Source organism: Catellatospora sp. KI3 (assembly GCF_029948125.1).
In the GTDB taxonomy this organism is placed as follows: Bacteria; Actinomycetota; Actinomycetes; order Mycobacteriales; family Micromonosporaceae; genus Catellatospora.
Map to the genome: position 1 here is coordinate 49,761 of NZ_JASAMB010000005.1, position 23,136 is coordinate 72,896.

A 23,136-nucleotide genomic window follows, 5' to 3' on the forward strand; every position below is an offset into this window, starting at 1 on the left:
AGAGAGACAACTACGAGGCATTGACTGTGCGACGTGGGGTAAAAGTGTCGTCGGATGAACGAGTCGTGCTCGTCGATGATCTGATTTCTAGTGGAGAAACACTGGCTGAAGCCAAGAGCCTGATGGAAGGTAGGTTCGGCGTCCGGGTCGCCATGGCTGGAGTTCTCATCGACAGGCGCGGTGGGCTTCTGGTCAATCCCTCAACACTAGTCCCCGAGGTCGCCGCACTGTTGCGACTGGAGTCCCGGAGTTGGTTGCCGGCTGACTGCCCTTCATGCGCAAGAAATGAATCGCTTCTAGACCCGCGAACGCTACAACCCGTGGCTTGACTCCTCGCGCGAATTGGCGGCATTAGGCTCTGAGGTTGCCGGCTGGCCTTCGGGCACTGCCTCCGGGGTACTGAAAATCGATCCCCGGAACACTCGGAAGAAATTGACCGTGCTAGCTATCGGTACATTGAAGCGATGCAGTAAATAGCAGTAGTCCTCTTGACTGAGTGATCCGTCGATGTGAATGTGCTCGCCTTCCACGGTGGCGCTGTTTGTCAGGCCGATTCGGGCGAGGGAGGTTTCCACCTCGCTGGCGGTCGGAACTTTCCGCGAATCCGCACATCTCGCTCGCTGCAGTGAAGGGCAGCGGCTTGGTTTGCAGATCGACGGTCGATGAATCGTTGCCGTATAGTCGGCCTCGCCTAGTACATGGGACACAGCGCATGACGTATGCTCATACAAGGGATGTTCCGGACATATCTCCGCTGCGATTCTGCGTAGGTTTTGAACTGCCTCGGGAGGAGTCCAGGAGCCCTCATCGGACGGTCGGCCTGCGGCTGGCTTTAGAATCTCACTCTCGGTGTAGAAGCGCTGCAAGCCGTCGTTCAGCTTGATTCCGACGTGTACGGTCGCGCGTGACCACGTGGCGGCGGACGACAAAACTTCGCGCAGTGTCAACTCATCCGTGTTGGCAGGCAGCATGGGCCGGAAATAATGGATCACGGGCACTTGACGCTTGGTAAGTCGCCGCATCGTTGCCAGGGCCGACCCCTGTCGTATGCCCTTTTCGACATGACTTGGCAGCGCGGACCAGCTACATAGAAACACGACCCGGACATTCCGGAGGTTCGCAATTGTGTCTGCGGTCTCCTCGGAGATCTCCTTTTTGGAGATGAGGGCGACCGGGTTTCGTAGTCCGCGTTTCTCAAGCTCCGTCAGAAAGGCCGTCATGTGTGGGATGACTTCGGGCATCAATACATCGGTTCGTGTGCCGTAGCACAACTTTGTCTCATTTGGAATGAAATATCGGTGACTGACGAGTTGCTCAACGATGTCAGTGGTTGATTCGACGACCTCTGGGCGGACCCCAGTCCAACCTGCGAGTCTCAGAAGGCAGTACGAGCATGATGCCTTGCAGCCGATGACGGGATCGACCGCAAGCCAACTGTCGTGATATTGAATAGGTGAGTACGGGTAGTGGTCTCCGATTGTGGAGAGGAGCCCCTCAGACATCGGAGATCCCGGCGATAAGTGTCGCATGGCGCATCCCGACCTCTTTGAGGGAAGCCTCGGCCGCATGGTAATCCTCAACGCTGAGAGAACGGTCCCAATACCAGTTGAGTTGCTCCAGCATCGATGCTAGATATGCCTTCGCTCCAGCTTCGTTGAACTCGAATTCTGGGAAAGCTTGCAGTCGAACATCTCGATGTGATGCCAAGCCGGCGTGATATGGCTCGTAGAACATCGAGGAGCCGGCAAGCAGCACCGAGCACCCGATCGAAAAGGGGGTAACCCTCACTTCTAGCGCGCGGTCCTCGCCTTCTGCCAGATGGAAAAGGCTCCGATAATCGTCAAGGCAACGCGAGAATCGGGTGAAGGTTCGTGTTCGCTCGAGGTCGGCGAAACGCTGGGCCCTTGGAGCTTGCTGAAGCGCGCGCAGTATGCCTTCCTCGGCGAACGGGCTCATCATCAGAATTTGTGTTCTCGCCCCGCCGCCGGCGCGCTGGCGGCGGATACGGTCGGAAAAGCTGGGGAACAGCGTGCCCTCGGGCGCCATATATGACCAACCCGAATGGGCGAGTAGCCAGAGATCTTGGTCGGATTCGAGCAGTTTGACCTTCGCTCTGTTTCGAGCGTTCCAGTCGTCGGAGTGATGTACCGCTACAATTCCTGTGTCGAAAGTCTGTCGCAATACCGGGCCGGGTGTGAGCGGCATTCTGCGAAGCTCACCCGAGTCGGGCGTCCGTGTGTCGGACAGATGTGCCGGATCCACCACACTGACAGTAGAGGCCACCCGGCGGGGGCCCTCAAGAACCATCCACAACAGATGGCGCCGAGCCTGCTCCGATGTTACAGACCGATCTGCCCACCGCAGCATTTTGGCGGCAGTGGATATGCGACAAGCATGAAAGAATCGTACTTCATCACCAGCGCGATTTGCGTCCATTCCCTGTTGGAGTGCTCGTTCGAATGCTTTTCTCAGCTGATATACGACTCGCAATATCGGCACAGGGCTTTCCAGCCACGCGTCATCGAGGTACGCGTCGAAAAGCATCCTGTGAACTATAGGGATTGTCTCATCGGTCAGTCCTCCAGCGCGGACCAAAAGGTCTATTTCAAGACGCGCCATATCCATGATCGGAGTGTTGATCCCCACTCCGCCGAAGTCAATCAAAAAAGGGTGATAGGTCGACCCGTCTAATAGTACATTCGCGCCGCGGAGATCACCATGGCACACAGACGCCTTAACGTCACGGTTCAATCCGCTGATGTAGTGCTCCCAGTCGTTCATGGCGTCCAACACCTCGTGCCAACCACTGCCGACCCCGGCAGAGCTGGCACCGGCTATCGCGACGACTGATGAGAGAATTGCACGCAATTCTCTCGAGGGGATCGCCAGCACTCTTTTAGCCGGAATATTTTCGGTGTCGGTGGAGTAGGCTGAGGACAATATTCTGGCAAGAGCGCTAAACGTAGAAGCCCAGCTCTGCTGGCGGTCGCGGCCGAGCGGCGACGAGACAAAACGAGCGACCGCCTCTTCCAGCGATATCAAGTCTTCTGCGGCGCCCGTGTTGCCGGCGAGCTGATACAGAATAGCGGACCACTGGTCGCCGTTCCGTTCAATCACCGGGTCCACCGTGGTTTGTGGAGGCGCGCCTTGCCACAGGGCGGTTCTGCCACTCCATCGGATGTGTGCGTTCCGCTCCTTTGCGATCGCCGTCGCCTCCCCGCATTTGAGGACGTATGAGATCGGTGAGTGAGGCGCCTTGACAATTGCACGCAGTACGGCGCTGCCGCTCTCGCCACCGAAAAGTGGCAGCAGGCGGACGATCCGCGCGTTGAATCCCTGCTGTCCGCCGAAGAGCTCATCTATCAGATCCTGGATAGGGATCGTCGCGTCTGCGAAGTTTCCATCCCACTCGATCGTTACAGGCATCAGGAGGGCATCTTTTCTCTAGGCTTTGAATATGACGTCGAGTACGGGCAGGCATTCGCCACCGCGGCTGCGGCGCGCCGTCCGAGAAATCGAGAGCGTCTCCGTGAGGCGCCATTCTTGGAAGAGCTCCGCCATGGTGGGATGACACGCTGTGAATGGAATAGATATCCGCCCATCATGAGCTGCGGAGCAGAAATCTTCTACGGAGTACCGATGGGTACGGAATAACCCGGCGTCGTCGTCGACCACGTCAAATGCGGGAAAAGATCCGCGTGCTATATCCGCAGTGGAGGTCTTGAGTGCCCAGGCTGCCAACTGGCGACCTATCCGGTAGCGGCGGCGCATGGCCTGCCAGTGCTGCAACGACATATCGGTACCGACTCGAACGTCTCTTCTAGTGGGCAATCTTTCAAAGTCCACGAGCCAGACGAGGCCGCCGGGACGCACGACCCGGCGCACCTCATGGATGGCTGATCGACGCGCCCTCCGAAGTGGGATCAGATTCGACACGAATGATAGTACTGCTGCGTCTGCCGATGCCTCGGCCAAGGGTAGGCGGTTCGTGACATCACCGATTTCGACATTCCAAGATAGGTGTTTCGCGTGACTCACGCGATCTGGTGCGATATCAATCCCTATCCACGCGCCGCCAGCCGCGACAAGCGGTTCTCTGAGTCGACCGTTGCCGAAGCCGATGTCCAGCACGATCGGTTGCGTGCCGCAGTACGTCCGCAACACTTTTACGAATGCAGAAGCGTCAGGCGTAGGTCCGATACCGGTTGGCAAATTAACGGGAGCCGACATCATTGAAGCCCAGTCAGGTAACGTAGAGAGCGTCGGTCGAGACTTCCGGGACGCTCCGCCGGAGTTAGCGCCTCGTATCCGGTATTCACCCAGCGCAGGTCATCGTGGCGAGAAACGAATAGTTCGACCTCATTGCTCGGGCGGAGCACTACCATCGCTTTATTTCGAAGCGCCCTTGTCGCCAGCTCTCGCAGTTCGTTGGGGGACGTCGGCACAGGTCCTACTCCGTACAAGCGCTGGATTGTAGCGGCCTCGCCGAAGATGACGTCGAACTCGCCAAGAACCCGCTCAAAATTGTCGACGTGATCTTCTAGTCGATGTGGAACGAGATCGAGTGCGATCGTCGCGCCGTTTCGCTTGGCTGCACTTACCAGCGTCATCACCTGCTCAGCCCTTGCTGAGTCGATCAAGGAATAGCCTGAGATGAAGAGGGCGTCAGAAGTCTGTGCGAAGTCCAGCACTGTCCGCGACGGACCTTCGCGGTCGACGAGTTGATTGGCACCTGGCTGGGCCAGTAATAAGCGTTCTTCCCCTTTAAAGTCGATGCACACAGCGGTACCCGTCGGTGCACGTTCCTCGCGACGTAACAGATCGTGGATCCGCTCTCGGGCAAGGATGGTAACAGCGGCGTCGCCCGCTGGATCAAGACGCTGTGACGGATCGCAGCCGACAGAGCCCCATAGTCCGACCTCAGGAATATTGATCTTCCGTGCCTCTAAGGCGACGACTAGCCCCGTTCCGCCCAAGCGCGTTCCGAGATCAGTGGCTACGTGCCCGGCTGCGCATGCCTCAGTGGCGGGCAGACCAATGTGGCCGACGACGTCAAGCATCACATCGCCTACGACTAGCAACCGGTTGATAGGTTTCTGGATGCCTGGGCCTGACCGCACAGTCGTGACCGGACCTCTCACCTCGTCGGGATGTGAACCATTGTGACTGATCAAATCAGCCTGGTGCTAGCCAGCGCGGCGCTCGTCTTGTCATTGATCGTTTCGATCGATGCATATCGTGTTCGGGTGCAATCGGCCAGGTCAGCCGATGTCACTGTCTACTTTCATCGTGTGCGGAGCTTCGCTCGCGTTGTGATGGTCGACGGGGATGTGCGGTCAGCTGGCTATCATCTGGTGATCTGGAACAGAGGCCCATCAGTCGCACTCAATGTATCTGTAGAGATCCGGGATGCCATTGGCGAGGTGGTCGATCTTCGCAGCTTAGAGGAGAATGAGCTGCCGCTGAACAGGCTGGATTCCTCTGGCCGCTACCCGATCCCGTGGATTCCGGAGGGAGACATTTATCGTGGGCACAGGCGCTTCGTAGTTAAAGTCACCTGGTCGGACGGTAATGGAAGACACAGCCACACACTGCCACTGCGGCGAGGCGAGACCACCGTCTAGCGGAATCTGATGCGGGAGCGCGGATGTGCCGTCCACCTTTTGCCGAATCGACGGCACGCCCCGGTTCGTCATGATGATGGATCCGGTAGTTTTCCCGGGTTCAGTAAACCGCGCGGGTCGGCCAAGACTGCTGATGCGCGAAGGGTGGCAAGAGCGGGGCCGCCGAGCAGCCAGGTGTGCGGGTCGACGACGTGCACGCCCAGTGCCCGCAGCCGTTCCACCCCGGCGTAGAGCGTGTCCGCGTCGCGGAACTCCGACAGCAGCAGGCCGCCGAAGCCGCGCCCGCGGGCCGGCTCGTCCGGGTCGAGGAACGTGCGCAGCCCGTCCAGGTGCAGCATCGCGCCCGGCAGGCAGGCGCGCACCGCGTCCGGCTCGGCGGTCAGCGGCTCGCCGCCGACCTGCAGGTGGCACAGGTCGGGCCGGGTCTTGCGGGCCCGCAGCGTGACGTGGTTGAACGACAGCGTCGACAGGTAGCCGACCGCCTCCGGCGTCACCGCCTCGACGTGCCCGCCGTGGCCGGTGACCGCCCGCATCGCCGCGTCGACGGTGCGCGCGTCGACGACCGCCCGCAGGCTGTGCCGCCCCGCGGGCATCGCCGGATCGGGCGGGTACGTCGCCACCAGCGCGGGCTCGTCCAGCGACACCAGCCGGGGCGCCGGGTCCAGGTGCAGCAGTTCCCGGGCGGCCGCGACCGCCGGTGCCCAGTCGGGGAACGAGGCGAGCAGCGCCGTCCAGTCCCGGGCGGGCGACAGCCCCACGGTGGCGGTGGCGATGACCCCGGTCACGCCGTACGCGTGCAGGTACGGCAGGCAGGCCGCGCCGGTGACCCGCCAGGGTTCGCGCGGCGGGCAGCCGAGCACGTCGAGGGCGTGCACGAACCCGTCCCACAGCCAGCCGTGCTCGATCGAGCCCAGCCCGCCCGCGCCGCCGGCCAGGAACCCGCCGATGGTGCTGCCCACGGTGCTGGGCAGCATCGCGATCTCCTGGCCGGTCGCCCGCGCGGCCGCCTCCAGCGCCACGAAGGTCGCCCCGGCCTGGGCGTGGACCCACCCGTCGCCGACCTCGACGACCCGGTCGGCCCGGGTCAGGTCGACGACCAGCCCGCCCGCCAGCGGCACCGCCTGGCCGTAGTTGCCGGTGCCCCGGCCGCGCGGCACGACGGGCACGCCGTGGGTGTGCGCCAGGCGCAGCAGCGCGGCCAGCTCGTCGGTCGTGCCCGGCCGGGCCACCACGTCGGCCGGATGCTCCGGCAGCACCGCGGTGAGCACCGGGGAGAGGTGCGCGTAGTCGCGCGAGGCGGCGGTGCGGGCCGGCAGCGAGGTGGTGTACCGGTCGGGGGGCAGCACGGCGGGCAGGTCGGCCAGGAACGCGGACAGAGCCGCCGGGCCGGGTGCCCGGCGGCTCGTCTGCTGCACGACCTGCGCCAACGGCGGTGTCGGCACGGTCATCGGAGGTTCCTCAGCTCAGCCCGATCGACGGGTCGATGAACTCGTTGGTGACCAGGTCCTGGGCGGTGAGCCCGGCCTTGATCTCCTTGCGCTGGCCGGTGTAGATCGGGCTCACGATCTCGATGACCCGCTTGACCCGGTCGACGTCGAAGTCGCCCAGCGTGGTGTTGCCGCCGTTGCTGACGATCTTCAGCTTGACCTGCTGCTCCACGCTGAACGCGGCCGCCTCCTTGGAGTACGGGAAGCCCTTGTACGCGTCGTTGAGCTTGATGATCAGGTCGTTGGTCGCGGCCGGGTCCTTGATGTAGTCGACCTGCGACTTCTGGATGATCGGGACCAGCTTCTTCAGGCAGGCGGCGTGCTCGCCCTTCTTGTCGGCGCGCACCACGATCGCCTCAGGGTAGATCGGGTAGCCGGTGTCGTGGATGAGCTGGAACTTGACCGGCTTCTTCCACTGCGGCAGGGCCTTCTCGTAGATGAACGGCTCGTTGGTGGCGAAGCCCTGCTGGGCGATCTTGCCCTTCTCGGCCAGGAACCGGGCGGGGCTGCCGTCGTACGCGCCGTCGATCTGGTTGCGGCGCAGAATGCCCGAGCCGAGCAGGTAGTCCATGTACGTGGCGCCGTTGAAGTACAGCACCGGGGTGTCGGTCTTGCCGATGTCGACGATCGAGTTGAAAGTCGGGTTCGCCGCCGGGTCCCACATGATCATGTAGGGCGCGATGTCGAACGGGGCGACCACGCCGACCACGGGCTGCTTGTCCGACAGGCCGATCGCGTCGTCGGTGGCGACCTGGCCGAGCATGATGGTCGGGTCGGCGTACATCTGGGCGCCCGCGTTCTGGAAGCCGATCGCCGGACCGCCCGCGCGGATCTCGACGTTGACGCCGGTGCTCTGCCCGCCCGACAGCAGCGGCCCGGACACCTTCTTCTTGTCCGGGTCGATGGTGTTCGTGCTGCCCAGCAGGTGGTACAGGGCGCCGTGCTCGGCCTCGGGCGTCCACGCCGCCTGGATCACGACCGTGGCCGGGCAGACCGCGGCCAGGTCGAGGGCGCCGCTGCCCGCGCTGGGCGCGGCGGCGGGTTCGTCGGGTTCGGCCGTGCAGCCGCCCGCGAGCAGCAGCGCCGCGAGGGCGGCGACCGCGGTCGCGCGCCGTAACGGCAGCGCAGGGGCGTGATACAGCTTCATATGTCTCCTTTTTGGACTGTTGTACGACGGTGGTGCGCGGCAGGTGGTGCGTGGGACGGTCAGCGGGCGGCGCCCTGGCCGGTCGAGGCCGGGCGCTGCTGCGAGTCGTGCCAGGCCGTGGCGTAGCGGGCCACGGTGCCGAACAGCCAGAAAACGACCAGGCCCAGCAGCGAGGCGAGGATCACCGCGGCGAACAGCAGCTCCGACTGCAGGCGGCGCGGGTACAGGTAGATGAGCTGGCCGAGCCCCGGCTGCCCCTGCTGGAAGAAGAAGTCGCCGACGATCGCGCCGATCACCGCGGCACCCGCGGAGATGCGCAGACCGGTGAGGATCGACGGCAGCGCCGCCGGCAGCTGCAGCTTCACCAGCCGGGTCCAGCGGCTCGCCCGGTGCAGCGTGAACAGGTCGTGCAGGGCCGGATCGGTGGAGCGCAGGCCGAACAGCGTGTTCGCGGTGATCGGGAACAGCGCGATCAGCACGCACGTCAGCACCCGGCTGGGCAGGCCGAAGCCGAACCAGAAGCCGAACAGCGGGACCAGCGCCAGGATCGGCACCGTCTGCAGCAGCACCGCGTACGGGTACACCGCGCGCTCGATCCACCGGGCCTGGCTCATCAGCGCCGCCAGCAGCAGCCCGACCACCGCCGCGATGCCCAGCCCGAGCACCGCGACCTGCGCCGACAGGCCGAGTCCGGCCATCAGCTCGGCCAGGTTGGCCGGGTCCAGCGCCACCCGCACCACCTCGTGCGGCGGGGGCAGCAGGAACCGCCGGTCGGCGTCGATGAGCACGTAGCTGCCCAGGTACCAGAGCACCAGCACCAGCCCGGACACCGCCAGCGGCGGCAGCGCGGTCCGCAGCCGCGTGTACGCCGCGCTCATCGGGCCACCGCCGCGGTGCGCTCGGCGCTGCTGCCGCGCAGCAGCTCGGTCACGTTCGCGGTCAGCGCGGTGAAGTCCGGCCAGAACCGGACCTGCGGCTCCCGCGGGTAGGGCAGCGGCACGGCCACCTCGCCGACGATGCGCCGGTCGGCCATCACCACGACCCGCTCGGCCAGGTACACCGCCTCGGCGACGGAGTGGGTGACCAGCAGCCCGGCGAAGCCGTCGGCCACGAACAGCGACTGCAGCTCCTCCCCGAGCCGCTCGCGGGTGATCTCGTCCAGCGAGCCGAACGGCTCGTCGAACAGCATCAGCTCAGGCTGCCCGGCCAGGGTCCGGGCCAGCGACACCCGCATCCGCATGCCGCCCGACAGCGTGCGCGGCAGCTGGTCGGCGGCCCCGGTCAGGCCCACCCGGGCCAGCGCCTGCTCGGCTCGCTCGCGGCGCTGCGCGGCCGGTTCCCGGCGCAGCTCACCGGCGAGCTCCACATTGCGGCGGACGCTGCGCCAGGGCAGCAGGGTCGGGTCCTGGAAGACGAACCCCAGCCGGGCGGCAGACCGCGCGACGGTGCCGCTGGTCGGGGTGAGCAGGCCCGCGGCCAGGCGCAGCAGGGTGCTCTTGCCGCAGCCGGAGGGACCGACCACGGCGACGAACTCGCCCGCCCCCACGTGCAGCGTCACGTCGTCCAGGGCGGTGGTTCCGGTGGGGTAGTGCATGCCGACCTGCTCGAAGGAGAGGGCCGGACCGTGGTCGGTCACGCTGGAATTCCTGTCTGTGCGGGTACTGCGGTGAGGGTGCGGTGCACCGAGGTGCGGGCGACGATCCGTCCCCCGTGGACGACGACGCGCTCGGCGCTGGCGGTGGCCAGGGCCTCGCGTAGGCCGCCGGCGCGGATGGCCAGCAGGTCGGCGGGGGCGCCGGGGCGGATGTCGACCGGGGGCAGGCCGGCCGCGCCGCGCGCGTCGGCGCTGACGGCGGCGTACGCCGAGTGCGGTTCGTCGTGTCCGGCCAGCACGAGCAGCGCCGCGGTCTCCAGTGGATCGGCGCGGCCGAGGCAGTTGAACGGATCCTGCAGGTTGTCGCCGCCCGCCGCGACGGTCACCCCGGCCGCGCGCAGCGCCGCCACCGCGGTGAGCCCGCGCGGCACCGCCCGGTCGTGGTCGCGTCCTTGCAGGTAGAGGTTGGTCTGCGGGAGCGCGGCGACGGCGATGCCCGCGGCGGCCACCCGGTCGGCGATGGCGGCGGTCCGGGCCGGCTCCATCGCGCCGAGGCTGACGCAGTGCGAGGCGAGCACACCGTACGGGAAGCCGGTGGCCAGCACCGCGTCGGCGAGCATCGCCAGCGTGCACGGTTCGGGCCGCAGCCACTCGTCGACGTGCAGGTCGACCGGCACCCCGTGGTCGGCGGCCAGCTCAAGGCAGATCTCTACGCACTCGGCCGGGTCGGCGTCCAGCCCGGGGCAGGCGCCGACGGCGTCGGCCCCGGCCGCCAGCGCGTCGCGCAGCAGGGCGCGGTTGGCCGCCCCGGCGACGCCGGTCAGCGGGTTGGCGGCGAAGGCGACCAGCTGCACGTGGCACAGCCCGGCCGCCTCCTCGCGCAGCTCCAGCAGCGCCTCCAGCCCGCGCAGGCCGATGTCGGTGCCGAGGTCGACGTGGGTGCGCAGCGCGGTCACCCCGTTGCCGACGTACGCGTGCAGCGCGGTCCGGGCTGTGGCGAGGATGTCGTCCCGGTCGCGGCCGGGGCGGTAGGCCAGCCACGCGCCGACGGCGCCGAGCAGGTCGCCGGCCGGGTTGGCGACCCGGTCCGCGGTCAGCGCCTTGTCCAGGTGGGCGTGGATCTCCATCGGGGCGGGCAGCAGCAGGTAGCCGCCCAGCTCCTCGACCCGGTCGGGGCGGCCGTGCGGGTCGGTCGGGCCCGGCCGGTCGACCGAGGCGATGACGCCGCCGCGGACGGTGACGTCGGCGCGGGTGCCGTCGGCCAGCACGGCGCCGCGCAGCAGCAGCGCGTCGGCGCTCACCTGGCGTCCCGCCGGCCCCAGCGGGCGGCTGTGATGGCCAGCTCGACCGGATAGACCAGGCGGAAGTCGCGGAACTGCCACTGCTCGACGACGGCCGCGGCCAGGATGTTCTGCCCGTCGGGGCCGAACCGCACCCCGTTCCACGGCATGATCATCGAAGTGGCGGGCAGGCTGGTCTGCCGCAGCGCGGTGCGGATCGCGGCCGGATCGCCGGACCGGGCCGCGTCGACGGCCCCGGCCAGCGTGATCATCGCGGTGAAGGCGTCGGCGGCCGCCGCGCTCATCGGCCGGTCGAAGCGCTGCTGGTACAGCCGGAGCACGTCGCGGGCGACCGGATTGCGCCCGGCGTAATCCTGCGACCAGGGCATCGCCCGCATCATGGTGGTCGCCTCCGGCAGCGGCCGGTCGAACTGGCGGAAGCCCTGGCCCAGGCCGTACAGCGGGATGCCGGAGCGGTCGGCGGCGGCGACGATGGCCGCGGCGCCGGCGGTGCTCCGCGCCCAGGCGAGCACCGCGTCCGGCTCGGCACCGGCGTCGCCGGAGTGGACGTCCGGGTCGAGCGTGTCGGGGGAGTCCGCGGCGGACATCTGGACCTGCGCGGCGACGGCGGCCCCCGAGCGCGGCACGAGTTCACGCAGGCGCACCGCCGCGGCGGCGCCCTCGGCGCCGGCCTCGGTGACCAGCAGCACCCGGTGCCCGCCGCCGCCCGGCCGCGCCGGCTGGCGGCCCAGCAGCGAGAAGGCGCTGTCGGCGAGCTGGCTGTCGCTGGGACCGGTGCGGAAGTACCAGTCCACCCCGAGCTCGGTCAGGTAGTCGGCGGTGGTTCGCGCGTCCAGCAGGGGCACCCGCAGCCGCTGCACCTCCGTACCCGCGGCCTCGGTGGATTCGGCGCTGTCGGCGGTGATCAGGCCGATCGCGTGGCGCTCGGTGACCAGCGCGGACACCTGCGCCGAGGCGGTGACGGGGTTGCCCGCCGTATCGGCGGTGACCAGCTGCAGCGCCGCCCCGCCGAGTCCGGGCAGGCCGGTTCCCGCGGCCAGCGGCACCGCCAGCGTCGGGTGGGCCTGGTTGACGACCTCGACCGCCAGCTGCGCCCCGCGCACCGCGTCGGCGCCGGTCTCGGCGGCCGGGCCGGTCAGCGGTGCGAGCACCCCCACGACCAGCGGCCGCGCCGGCGGGGTGACGGAAGTGCATCCGCCGGTGGCAGCAGCGGCCGAGGCCAGGCACCAAACCAGGCACCAGGCCGGGCGCAGCCGAATCATGGACGTACACTCCGAATCGATGTTCTTGCACATGGACATCCGTCGCACGGACCGGGGTATCTTTTCGTGCTCGATCGAGAGTTTCAAGCCCCTGCGTCGGAAGTATTCGATTCGGTAAGTTGATCCGCCGGAGAGACTTGCTGCAACATTCGTGCTGCCGGTTAGATATGACCCGACGACCGGGTCGCTCCGGTTAGGACAGATTGCAAGATGGAAGTGGTGACGCCGATGACGGCCGACGAGCCCGGCGAACGGCCCCCCAGCTGGCGGGCGGGCGGCGTCCATCGGCGACCCTCCCCCCTGCGTACGCCGCACTGGCGGGTGCCGACCAAGCTCGCCGCGGTGCTCACCGTGCCGCTGCTGGGCTTCCTCGTGGTCACCGGCGTCCAGATCACCGACTCGGTGCGCGCCGCGTCCGGCCTCAACGGCTTCTCCCAGCAGGTCAAGCTGGGGGTCGAGGTGACCGGGCTGGTGCACGAGCTGCAGCGCGAGCGCGACCGCACCGTCGGCATGCTCGCCGCGCTGTCGGCGCGCCGATCGCAGCAGCGCGACGTGGGCAGCCTCGCCCCGGAGTGGACCGCCGTCGACCGGGCGGTGCAGCAGCTGCGGGCCCGGACCCGGCCGCTGCTGGGCAGCGACGAGGCGCTGGCCGAGGTGTTCGCGCGGGCCGACGTGCGGCTGACCGACCTGGCCCGGGTGCGCGAGGGCGTCACGCAGGGCTGGCTGCGTACGCAGGCGGTGTTCGACCTGTACAGCAGCACCATCGCCGACCTGCAGGCGCTGCTGCCCGCGGGCGACCCCGGCGGCGACGCCGAACTCGGGCGGCAGGTGCGCGGCTTCACCGACCTGGCCCGGGCCAAGGAGCTCGCCGCCCAGATCCGCGGCCAGCTCTACCTGCTGTGCCGCAGCTACGGCACGCCGACCGAGAACGGCTGGGACAGCCGCATCGCCGACCTGCGCGCCCAGCGTACCGCCGCGCTGGCGCGGTTCCGGGCCGACGCGGTGCCCGCACAGGTCGCCCGCTTCGACGACACCGTCGCCGGCCAGGCCGTGCGCAACGCCGACCGGCTGGAGCAGCTGATCGCGGAGGAGGGCGCGGCCGCCGAGCGCGGCGTCGACGCCCAGCAGTGGTGGATGGCCAGCACGACCGAGCTGCAGCTGCTGCGTACCGTGGAGCAGATCCTGGTCGACGACGCGGTCGCCGCCGTCGGCGGCGCCAGCGGCGACCTGTGGCGCACCACCCTGATCCGGTCGCTCACCGCCATCGGCCTGCTGCTGGCGGCGCTGATGCTGTCCGTCGTGATCGGCCGGAACATGGCCTTCACGCTGCGGTCGCTGCGGGAGCAGGCCCTGGTCGTGGCCGAGGTGCGGCTGCCGCGCGTGATCGAGCAGCTGCGCGCCTCCACGAGCGCGTCCGCGCCGATCCGGGTCGATCCGATCCGGGTGGGGTCGCGCGACGAGGTCGCCGAGGTGGCCGACGCGTTCACCGCCGTGCACCGCAGCGCGGTGCGGCTGGCCACCGAGCAGGCCGCGATGCGCCGCAACGTCAACGAGATCTTCATCAAGCTCGCGCTGCGCAGCCAGAGCCTGGTCGACCGGCAGCTGCAGCTGCTCGACGACATGGAGCACGCCGAGGTCGACCCGGACAAGCTGGGCAACCTGTTCCGGCTCGACCACCTCGCCGCGCGCCTGCGCCGCAACGACGAGAACCTGCTGGTGCTCGCGGGCGGCGACACCGCCCGGCACTGGAGCCGCCCCCGCGACCTCAACGAGATCGTGCTGGCCGCGGCGGGCGAGGTCGAGCACTACGAGCGCGTCGACCACGAGATCGCCGACCGGGTGCACCTCGTCGGCCATGCCGTCGCCGACGTGATCAACCTGGTGGCGGAGCTGCTCGACAACGGTCTGTCGTTCTCGCCGCCGGACACCCGGGTCGAGGTGCACGGCCACGCCCGCCCCGACGGCACCGCCGAGCTGATCATCACCGACGACGGCATCGGCATGACCGCCTTCGCCCTGGCGGAGGCGAACGAGCAGCTGGGCACCCCGGTGGGCATCGACAGCTCGGCCGCCGAGCGGATGGGCCTGGTCGTCGTCGGGCACCTGGCCCGCCGCCACGGCATCGGCGTCGGCCTGCACTCCACCGGCCGCGGCGTCACCGTACGCGTGACCCTGCCCGCGAGCCTGCTGGTGCCCGCGCCCGACCCGGCCGACGAGCCGGCACCCCGGCGCCCGGAACCGGCGCGGGCCGCGGCCGCCGAGCCGGTCGCGGTGCCCGCCGAGCGGGTGCCCGACGGGCACCGCCTGGTGCAGGTCCCGCGGCAGGCGCAGCCGCGCGGCGAGGTCGCGGCCGAGCCCGACCCGGCGGCGAGCGTGTGGTGGTCGCGGGACGCCCCCGCGCCGACCGCAACGAGCACCGTGCTGACGCCGGCGCCGCAGGTGACCGCGCTGACCGAGGCCGGGCTGCCGATCCGGGTCCGCTCCGGCGCCCCGGCCGCGGTCAAGCCCGCGCCGCTGGCCGACGAGGTCGATCCGGACACGCTGGGCGACACCCTGACCCGTCTGGCGGGCGGCATCCGCCGCGCCGAAGCCGAGGACGAGGCACTGGAGGCGACGCTGGCCGAGGCCGTGTCCGCGCCGCCGGCCGGATAGCTCCACAAGGTGCGAAATTGAGGAAGGTAAGCGATGGCGATCAGCACTGCTGCTCGTGACTTCAACTGGCTGATCAACGGATTCACCGAGCGCGTGGCGGGCGTGGTGCACACTGTCGTGGTCTCCGCCGACGGGCTGCTCGTGGCGGCGTCGGACCGGCTGCCGCGCGACAGCGCCGACCAGCTGGCCGCGGTGACCTCCAGCCTGGTCAGCGTCACCAAGACCGCGGCGCACATCTTCGAGGGGGACGCCGTGCGCCAGGCGGTCGTGGAGATGGGCCGGGGCTTCCTGCTGGTCATGCCGATCCGGGACGGGTCCAGCCTGGCCACCCTGGCGGCGGGCTCGGCGGACGTGGGGGTGGTCGGCTACGAGATGGCCAAGCTCAGCAAGCAGGCGGGCGACGCGCTGACCCCGGCGGTGCGCGCGGAGCTGCAGCAGACGCTGCCGCAGCCGGTGTAGCCGCGGCCCAGCCGGGTCTGACATCATCGCCCGCCATGGGCATCATGGATGAGTTGGGCTTGAGCTGGGACGTCGAGCCGGAGTCGTGGTCGGAGGCCGACGGCGTGCTGGGGGTGTACGCCGCGGGGCAGACCGACATCTTCGCCAGCCCGTTCGGGGACGTGGTCAAGGGCAGTGCCGCCCGGGCCCTGACCGGCGCGGCGGGGGCGCAGTGGCAGCTGGCAGCGCGGGTTCGGGTCGGCTTCGGTGGTGACTGGGACGCCGGCGGACTGCTGGTGTGGTCCGATGCGGGCTGCTGGGCCAAGCTCACCTACGAGCAGGGCACCGACGGGCGGCCTGCGGTCTTCTCCGTGGTCACCCGGGACGGCCGGTCCGACGACGCGGTCGGCTGGCCGCTCGGCGGCGACGGGCTGTGGCTGCGGATCAGCGCGCTGGACGGCGGCTACGCCTTCCACGCCGGTGCCGACGGGCAGACGTGGCAGCTGGTGCGGCAGTTCGCGCTCGGCGAGACCGGGCCGGTGCGGGTGGGACTGGTCGCGCAGTCACCGGTCGGCACCGGCTGCGCGGTCCACTTCGACCAGGTGACGCTGGCCCCGACCCGGCTGGCGCACCTGTTCGACGGCCGCTGACGCCTTCGAAGGGCGCTGCCTGCTCGACCGTCGCTGGCGCCTTCGGCCTGTGCCGGCGGCTTCGACCGGCGCTGGCGGCTTCGACGGGTGCTGACGACGAGAACGCGGCACGTTCCGGCTGCCCCCGGAACGTGCCGCGCCTGTCTCGCGCCGCGGTCAGCGAGCGCCCATCAGGTGCTCGATGGCGAGCTGGTCGAGGCGGGTGTAGTGGTAGCCGCGCGCCGCGGCCGCGTCGAGGTCGAACGCCTCGCCGCGCAGCGACTCGTACGACTCGCCCGGCGCCACCGTCGGCACGGCGAGCTCGTCGACGCGGGAGGCCCGGATCGCCTCCTGCACGTCCGGGTCGGCCCGGAACGCCTTGGCCCGCTCCTTGAGCAGCAGGTACGTGCGCATGTTGGCCGCCGCCGACTCCCACACGTCGGCTGCGTCCTCGGTGCGGGTCGGCTTGTAGTCGAAGTGGCGCGGGCCCTCGTAGCCGCCGTGCTCCAGCAGGTCGACCAGGAAGAACGCGCTCTTCACGTCGCCGTGGCCGAAGACCAGGTCCTGGTCGTACTTCGGGCCGTGCTGGCCGTTGAGGTCGATGTGGAACAGCTTGCCCTGCCACAGCGCCTGCGCGATGCCGTGCACGAAGTTCATGCCCGCCATCTGCTCGTGCCCGACCTCGGGGTTGAGGCCGACCATCTCGTGGTGCTCCAGCGTGGAGATGAAGCCCAGCGCGTGGCCGATGGTCGGCAGCAGGATGTCGCCGCGCGGCTCGTTGGGCTTGGGCTCCAGCGCGAACCGGATGTCGTAGCCGCGGTCCTTCACGTAGCCGGCGAGGTAGTCCAGACCCTCGCGGAAGCGGTCCAGCGCGACCCGCACGTCCTTGGCCGCGTCGGTCTCGGCGCCCTCGCGGCCGCCCCAGAACACGTACGTGCTCGCGCCCAGCTCGGCGGCCAGGTCGAGGTTGCGCATCACCTTGCGCAGCGCGTAGCGCCGGATGTCGCGGTCGTTGGAGGTGAACGCGCCGTCCTTGAACACCGGGTGGGTGAACAGGTTCGTGGTGGCCATCGGCACGACCATGCCGGTGGCGTCCAGGGCCTTGCGGAACGCGGCGACCGCCTTGTCGCGGTCGGGCTCGACGGCCAGCAGGTCGTCGTCGTGGAACGTCACGCCCCAGGCGCCGAGCTCGGCCAGCTTGTGGACCGTCTCCACCGGGTCGAGCGGGGCGCGGGTGGCGTCACCGAAGGGGTCGCGTGCCTGCCAGCCGACCGTCCACAGCCCGAAGCTGAACCGGTCGGCCGGGGTGGGAGTAAGACTCACCTGAGTTCTCCTCGACGTCTTCATCAACTGCGTTTCGTCAACTGCCTTGACGAAACCATGAAAGCACCTGGGACAGCAAAAGCCAAGCCGGTCGCCCGGATCCGGCGCGCCGGTCGTACCCATTAGTCTTGTGTCATGACGAATAGCGGCGGCGGACCCATGCGGCCCGGCACGATGCGCGAACGCAACCTCGCCATGCTGCTCGGCGAGGTCTTCGCGCACGAGCCGGTCACCCGGGCCAGGCTGGCCGCGCTCACCGGCTTCACCAAGACCACCGTGTCGAACCTGGTCGCCGTGCTGGCCGAGGCGGGCCTGGTCCGCGACGGCGAGCTGGTGCACGAGGGCGAGCGCGGCCGGCCCGGCGTGGCGGTGGCCGTCAACCGCGACCGCGCCGCCGGGCTGGGCCTGGAGGTGAACGTCGACTACCTGGCCGCGTGCGTACTGGACCTGGGGCGGCGGGTGCGGTACCGCCATCTGGTCGCGGCCGACAACCGCGACCAGCAGCCGGAGCGGATCGTCACCGCGCTGGCCCGCCTGGCCGAGCAGGCCGTCGCCTCGGCCGCCGCGCAGGGGCTGGACGTGGTCGGGGCGTCGGTGGCGCTGCCCGGCGTCTTCGACCGCGCCGACGCGCTGCACGCACCCAACCTGGGCTGGTCGAACGTGCCGATGGCCGGGCTGCTCGGCGAAGGGCTGCCGACGCTGCGCCTGGCCGCCGAGCACGACAACGAGGCCAACCTGGCCGCGCTCGGGGAGCTGTGGTTCGGCGCGGGCCGGACCCTGGGCGACTACCTGCACGTCTCCGGCGAGATCGGCATCGGCGCGGGCATCATCGTCGGCGGCCAGGTGTTCCGGGGCGCGCGCGGGTTCGCGGGCGAACTCGGCCACGTCGCGGTCGCACCCGGCGGACCGCCGTGCCCGTGCGGCGGGCGCGGCTGCCTGGAGCGCGTCGCCGGGCAGGAGGCGATCCTGGCGGCGGCCGGGCTGACCGGCGTCACCGCCGGGTCGGCGGCCGGGCCGCGCGAGTCGATCTCGGCGCTGGTCGGGCTGCTGGAGTCCGGCGACCGGCGGGCGCTGGAGGCGGTCCTGGCGGCCGGACGGTCGCTGGGCGCCGCGCTGGCGGCGGCGGTGAAGGTGCTCGACCCGGACACGGTCGTGCTAGGTGGCATCTTCTCGCCGCTGGCCCCCTGGGTGCGGCCCGAGGTCGAGGCGGCGCTGTCGGCCGGCGCGCTCTACGGCGCGGTGCCCGCGGTCGTGGTGTCGCCGCTGGCCGGCGACGCGGCGGTGCTCGGCGCGGCCGGATCGGTGATCGAGCGCGTCCACGCCAACCCGGCGCTGCTGCTGCACTGAGCCGACCCGGCCGGCTCGCGCCGCCGCCTCATCGCGCCGCCGCCTCGCGTGCGGTCGCCCTCTCGCGCGCGGTCGCCTCTCGTGCGGGTCGGCGCGATGATCCGCGATCGTGGACGCTGGATGTCGCCATAGCAGCATCCAGCGTCCACGATTCCGGATCATGCCGGGGGCGGTGGGGCGTTCCCCGGTTATTTGCCCGTTTTGTACCGCATAATCGGCGGGACGGGTGCGGTGTCGGGAGGCCGCGGCCGCGCGAGGGTCGGAGCGAGCCATTGGACACGCTGAAGTTGCTGTTCAACGCGGTCACCGTCGTGTTCATCTCGACCACGATGTTCGCGGCCGGCCTCGGCGCGACCCTGCCCGCGCTGCGGGCCGCGCTGACGAACCTGCCGCTGCTCGGGCTCACCCTGCTGGCGAACCTGGTCGTCGTGCCGCTGCTCGGCTGGGGGCTCGCCGTACTGTTCGGGCTGGCCACCGCCCCGTTCATCGCGCTGGTGCTGGCGGCGTCGTCGCCGGGCGGCCCGTTCGGGGCGAAGCTCGGCATGGTGCAGCGCGGCGACGTCACCACCGGCGCCGCGACGCAGGTGGTACTCGCGGCGCTGGGCAGTATCACGTTCGGGTTCACGGCCAACGCGATCCTGCGCGCCTCCGATGTCGGGGGCGGCATCTCGCTGGATGTCGGCGTGCTGGTGCGTACGGTCGCGCTGCTGCAGCTGGTGCCGTTCGCGATCGGGCTGCTGATGCGCCACTACGGACCGGAGACCGCGCTGGCCTGGCACCCGAATGCCGTCAAGGTCTCCAACGTGACGTTCCTGATCGTGCTGATCGGGATGCTGCTGGGCAACTGGCAGGACGTGGTGAACCTGCTGGGCTCGCGTACGCTGCTGGCCGGATTCCTGTTCGGGGCGGGCGCGTACGGGGTGGGCACCCTGCTGGCCACCGGGTCGAAGGTGCGGCGCACGACCATGGGCGGGGTCGCGGCGGTACGCAACGCGGGGCCGATCCTGGCCGCGGTCGGCATCGCGTTCGGTGACGATCCGGCCATCCTCGGCGCGGTGGCGGCGCTGCTGCTCAGCGGGCTGGCGGCGGCGATCCCGATCTCAGTGGCGCTGGGCCGCCGCCGCGTACCGACGCAGCCCCTCCCGGCCGAGCCGGCCCCCGCTGAGCCGACCCGCTGAGCCGGCATCCGGTTGAGCCGGGGTCCCGCTGAGCTGGCACCCGGCTGAGCCGGAGTCCCGCTGACCCGGCACCCGCTGGGCTGCACTCCACGCCCCGCTTTACATGGACGCTGGCCTATCTGGGAGACGATTTCGGGCGAGTCGTCTTCTAGATAGGCCAGCGTCACTGCTAAGTGCGGTGCGGGGGAGTTCAGGCGGGGTGGCGGCGCCAGAACTGGCGCGGGGCGTAGCCGTCGCGGCGCAGCCAGTGCTCGGTGTAGACGATGCGCTCGGCTTCGATCACGACCAGTGGTCCGGTGGGGGGCTCGTCGAGTGGCCGGGACCGCTCCACGTGATCGGACTGCCAGCGGAAGGCGGGCCAGTTGTGCGCGAAGTCGGTGTCTGACTCGGTCAGTAGCCGCGCCCGGCCGAACAACTGGGCGCCCCGGCTGCTGGCCTGGCCGACCAGTGGTGCGAACACGCCCACCGAGATGCGCGGGTCGGTGGCGAGGTTGCGCATCTTCGGCGAGGTCGCCAGTGCGGTGAACATGACCGTGAAGTCGAGGTGGTAGTAGCGCACGGGGGTGGCGAGCGGTCCGTCGGGTCCGCTTGTGGCCAGTACGCACATGTTCTGCGAGGAGAGCAGGTTGAGGATGCGCTCCTCGAGCCGGGCGCGGGGCAGGCGGCGGGTCGGGGTGGGTCCGGCCAGCCAGGGGTTGGTCACGGGCATGATCGAGTCTCGCACGAGATCCGGCACCGGCCCGTGTCCGGCCCGCGCGGCGGCGTGGCCGCGCTCGGGGAGCAGACGGGCCGCCGCCTTGACCGCCTAGCCTCCGTGGCGGCCCCGGCTTCTGCCGCTGAAACGGCCGGAAGCGGATCTCCTGGCCGTGCGCGTGCTGGGTGATCGGCTTCTGTGGTCGGAAAGGGGAGTTCAGTGGGTGGTCTGACCCAGCGCAGTGGCCCGAGGTCGTGATCTTCGGGCGCATTTAAGCCGGTGATCGCCGTCTGCGGCCGAAAGCTAGATGTGCAGCCGAAGAAGCGACCGCAGGTACCGATCAACGCCGCTGCCACCGGAGGAAGTGACCTGCGACGACGATCTTCGCCCCCTCGGCGCCGGCGCGGCCCTGGGCACCAGCCCTCGGGCAGGCCCTCGGTTTCGGCCACGCCCACGCCCACGGCCACGCCCACGCCCACGGCCACGCCCACGCCCACGGCCACGCCCACGCCCACGCCCACGGCCCACAGCCAGGCCCACGGCCACGGTCCACGGTCAGGCTCTCGGTCCACGGCCCACAGCCAGGCCCACGGCCACGGCCCACGGCCCGGCTCTCGGTCCACGGTCCACGGTCCACGGTCCACGGCCCGGCTCTCGGTCCACGGTCCACGGCCCGGCTCTCGGTCCACGGTCCACGGCCCGGCTCTCGGTTCACGGTCTGCGGCCAGGCTCTGGGCCCACGGTCTGCGGCTCTCAATCTTCGGCGGCGCCCGCTCTGGTCGGCTGGCGCGAGGAATTGTTAACCAGTCTTGCAATCTACGGATTTGCTGTTAAGAATGTTTGCTGAGCGGTTCTCCAGGTGGTCTGGATGGGGCAGAACCCGTTCCGTCGTCATGGGCGGAATTCGGAGGGATCCATGCTCACATCGCTGCGCCCTGCCATGAAACGGTGGCTGGCCGCACTCGTCGCCTGCTGCGCCGCCGTCGCGGCCGCGTTCGCGGTAACCCCGGGAACAGCGCAGGCCGCCCCGGCGTTCAAGGTGCTCGCCTTCTACAACGGCACCTGGGACGCCGCCCACATCGACTTCGACAAGGAGGCCAGGGTCTGGTTCCCCCAGATCGCGGCGCAGTACAACTTCTCGTGGGAGGCGACCACCGACTGGAGCCTGCTCAACACCGGCAACCTGGCCCAGTACAAGGTGATCATGTTCCTGGACGACGCGCCGCCGACCGCGCAGCGGGCCGCGTTCCAGACGTACATGGGCAACGGCGGGGCCTGGATGGGCTTCCATGTCACCGCGTTCAACACCGACCCGAACTCGTGGAGCTGGTACTACAACACGTTCCTGGGCACGGGCGCGTTCGTCTCCAACACCTGGGGCCCGACCAGCGTCACGCTGAAGACCGAGGACCGGGCGCACCCGTCGACGCTGCGGCTGCCCGCGACGTTCACCTCGGCCGTCAGCGAGTGGTACTCCTGGCAGCGCGACCTGCGCACCAATCCGGCCATCGACATCCTGGCCTCGATCGACCCGTCCAGCTTCCCGGTCGGCACCGATCCGAACCAGTCCTGGTACAGCGGCTACTACCCGATCATGTGGACGAACCGCAACTACCGGATGCTGTACGCGAACTTCGGCCACAACGCGATGAACTACGACACGAACACCCGGCTGTCGTCGACCTTCGCCAGTGAGGTGCAGAACCGCTGGCTGATCGACGGCCTGCTGTGGCTGGGCGGGGTCACCACCGGCCCCAGCCCGAGCGGCAACCCGTCGCCGTCGGCGTCGGCGTCGCCCGGCCCGATCTCGCCGACCGCCTGGTACAGCGTGGTGAACAAGGGCAACGGCAAGTGCGTGGACGCGCGCGGTGCCGCCTCGGCCAACGGGACGGCGATCCAGCAGTACACCTGCAACAGCACCAACGCGCAGTCGTTCCGGTTCACCCCGTCCAGCGGCGGCTACGCGCACGTCGACATCCGGCTGAACGCGGCCCAGTCGTGGGACGTGACCAACGTGTCCACGGCCGACAACGCGCCGATCCAGCTGTGGGCGTACGGCGGCGGCAACAACCAGCAGTGGCTGCCGGTGGCCGAGGGCGGCGGCTACTACCACTTCGTCAACCGCAACAGCGGCAAGTGCCTGGACGTGCCGGCGGCCTCGACCGCCAACAGCGTCCAGCTGGTGCAGTACGCCTGCAACGGCACCGGTGCCCAGTCGTTCCGGCTGGTGCAGCAGCCCTGATCCAGCCCCGGCCCGGGCACCCTGGGGTGTCCGGGCCTCTTCGTGCCCGCCGACCTGCCCGATCGTTTGTGGACGGTGCGCAAGCATGCAAGTGTTTGGTAGATTTTTGCGACCAGACTGCAAAATCTCTATTAAACCTTGTCTGATGTCTGATGCCAGGGTGCTTGGTGTGACGGACGCGAGCGCCGCATCGGCTTGGAAAACGGGTGCCGACGGGG

17 protein-coding genes are annotated in these 23,136 nt (G+C 69.2%); 6 read left to right on the forward strand and 11 right to left on the reverse strand.

From position 1 onward, the window contains the following. Window positions 1-311: 311 nt before the first annotated feature. The 9 genes from QEZ54_RS10535 to QEZ54_RS10575 all read right to left on the reverse strand — a co-directional run bounded on the left by QEZ54_RS10535 (window position 312) and on the right by QEZ54_RS10575 (window position 12,415). Window positions 312-1,502: a hypothetical protein gene (locus tag QEZ54_RS10535; RefSeq protein ID WP_281304350.1), complete on the reverse strand. Its 1,191-nt coding sequence runs from the start codon at window positions 1,500-1,502 to the stop codon at window positions 312-314. Further along, window positions 1,495-3,426 carry a phosphotransferase gene (locus QEZ54_RS10540; protein ID WP_281304351.1) on the reverse strand — a complete coding sequence of 644 codons (1,932 nt, stop codon included), beginning with the start codon at window positions 3,424-3,426 and terminating at the stop codon, window positions 1,495-1,497. Before QEZ54_RS10540 ends, QEZ54_RS10535 begins: the two co-directional genes overlap by 8 nt. An 803-nt stretch (window positions 3,427-4,229) precedes the next feature. Further along, window positions 4,230-5,141 (reverse strand): PfkB family carbohydrate kinase, encoded by a 912-nt coding sequence (locus QEZ54_RS10545; RefSeq protein ID WP_348650530.1) that lies wholly within the window; start codon window positions 5,139-5,141, stop codon window positions 4,230-4,232. Between the two features lie 551 nt (window positions 5,142-5,692). Next, window positions 5,693-7,072 carry an FAD-binding oxidoreductase gene (locus QEZ54_RS10550; protein ID WP_281304352.1) on the reverse strand — a complete coding sequence of 460 codons (1,380 nt, stop codon included), beginning with the start codon at window positions 7,070-7,072 and terminating at the stop codon, window positions 5,693-5,695. A 10-nt stretch (window positions 7,073-7,082) separates the two neighbouring features. Continuing rightward, window positions 7,083-8,258, reverse strand: a complete 1,176-nt coding sequence (locus tag QEZ54_RS10555) for a hypothetical protein (protein ID WP_281304353.1) — start codon at window positions 8,256-8,258, stop codon at window positions 7,083-7,085. Window positions 8,259-8,317: 59 nt separating this feature from the next. Continuing rightward, entirely contained in the window at window positions 8,318-9,136 is an 819-nt protein-coding gene (locus QEZ54_RS10560; RefSeq protein WP_281304354.1) for an ABC transporter permease, read from the reverse strand. Next, the gene (locus tag QEZ54_RS10565) at window positions 9,133-9,894 is read right to left on the reverse strand and encodes an ABC transporter ATP-binding protein (RefSeq protein WP_281304355.1); all 762 of its coding nucleotides are present in this window, start codon (window positions 9,892-9,894) and stop codon (window positions 9,133-9,135) included. The genes QEZ54_RS10560 and QEZ54_RS10565 overlap by 4 nt, the downstream gene beginning before the upstream one ends. Then, window positions 9,891-11,153: a hypothetical protein gene (locus QEZ54_RS10570; RefSeq protein ID WP_281304356.1), complete on the reverse strand. Its 1,263-nt coding sequence runs from the start codon at window positions 11,151-11,153 to the stop codon at window positions 9,891-9,893. Before QEZ54_RS10570 ends, QEZ54_RS10565 begins: the two co-directional genes overlap by 4 nt. Next, on the reverse strand, window positions 11,150-12,415 hold the full coding sequence (locus QEZ54_RS10575) for an ABC transporter substrate-binding protein (RefSeq protein ID WP_281304357.1): 1,266 nt from the start codon (window positions 12,413-12,415) through the stop codon (window positions 11,150-11,152). The genes QEZ54_RS10570 and QEZ54_RS10575 overlap by 4 nt, the downstream gene beginning before the upstream one ends. Window positions 12,416-12,643: 228 nt before the next feature. Between QEZ54_RS10575 and QEZ54_RS10580 the strand changes: the two genes are divergently transcribed. Genes QEZ54_RS10580 through QEZ54_RS10590 form a run of 3 tightly spaced genes read left to right on the forward strand, consistent with a single transcriptional unit; the run spans window position 12,644 to window position 16,155 of the window. Next, the gene (locus QEZ54_RS10580; protein WP_281304358.1) at window positions 12,644-15,067 is read left to right on the forward strand and encodes a nitrate- and nitrite sensing domain-containing protein; all 2,424 of its coding nucleotides are present in this window, start codon (window positions 12,644-12,646) and stop codon (window positions 15,065-15,067) included. Between the two features lie 39 nt (window positions 15,068-15,106). Beyond that, entirely contained in the window at window positions 15,107-15,526 is a 420-nt protein-coding gene (locus tag QEZ54_RS10585) for a roadblock/LC7 domain-containing protein (RefSeq protein WP_348650533.1), read from the forward strand. 35 nt (window positions 15,527-15,561) lie between these two features. Then, window positions 15,562-16,155 (forward strand): DUF1349 domain-containing protein, encoded by a 594-nt coding sequence (locus QEZ54_RS10590; protein ID WP_281304360.1) that lies wholly within the window; start codon window positions 15,562-15,564, stop codon window positions 16,153-16,155. Between the two features lie 156 nt (window positions 16,156-16,311). On the opposite strand, the gene xylA is transcribed toward QEZ54_RS10590, so the two are convergent. Beyond that, entirely contained in the window at window positions 16,312-17,457 is a 1,146-nt protein-coding gene (gene xylA, locus QEZ54_RS10595; RefSeq protein WP_281304361.1) for a xylose isomerase, read from the reverse strand. Window positions 17,458-17,592: 135 nt separating this feature from the next. Here xylA and QEZ54_RS10600 point away from each other — a divergent pair, with 135 nt between their 5' ends. Both QEZ54_RS10600 and QEZ54_RS10605 read left to right on the forward strand, forming a co-directional pair. Then, window positions 17,593-18,804: an ROK family transcriptional regulator gene (locus tag QEZ54_RS10600; RefSeq protein ID WP_281304362.1), complete on the forward strand. Its 1,212-nt coding sequence runs from the start codon at window positions 17,593-17,595 to the stop codon at window positions 18,802-18,804. A 272-nt stretch (window positions 18,805-19,076) separates the two neighbouring features. Further along, window positions 19,077-19,982: a hypothetical protein gene (locus tag QEZ54_RS10605; protein ID WP_281304363.1), complete on the forward strand. Its 906-nt coding sequence runs from the start codon at window positions 19,077-19,079 to the stop codon at window positions 19,980-19,982. Between the two features lie 190 nt (window positions 19,983-20,172). Here the strand turns inward: QEZ54_RS10605 and QEZ54_RS10610 are convergent, their stop codons facing one another. Continuing rightward, window positions 20,173-20,691, reverse strand: a complete 519-nt coding sequence (locus QEZ54_RS10610) for a pyridoxamine 5'-phosphate oxidase family protein (protein WP_281304590.1) — start codon at window positions 20,689-20,691, stop codon at window positions 20,173-20,175. 901 nt (window positions 20,692-21,592) lie between these two features. Between QEZ54_RS10610 and QEZ54_RS10615 the strand changes: the two genes are divergently transcribed. Then, a complete protein-coding gene (locus tag QEZ54_RS10615; protein WP_281304364.1) occupies window positions 21,593-22,918 on the forward strand; it encodes a ThuA domain-containing protein in 1,326 nt (441 codons plus the stop codon). Window positions 22,919-23,136 lie beyond the last annotated feature (218 nt).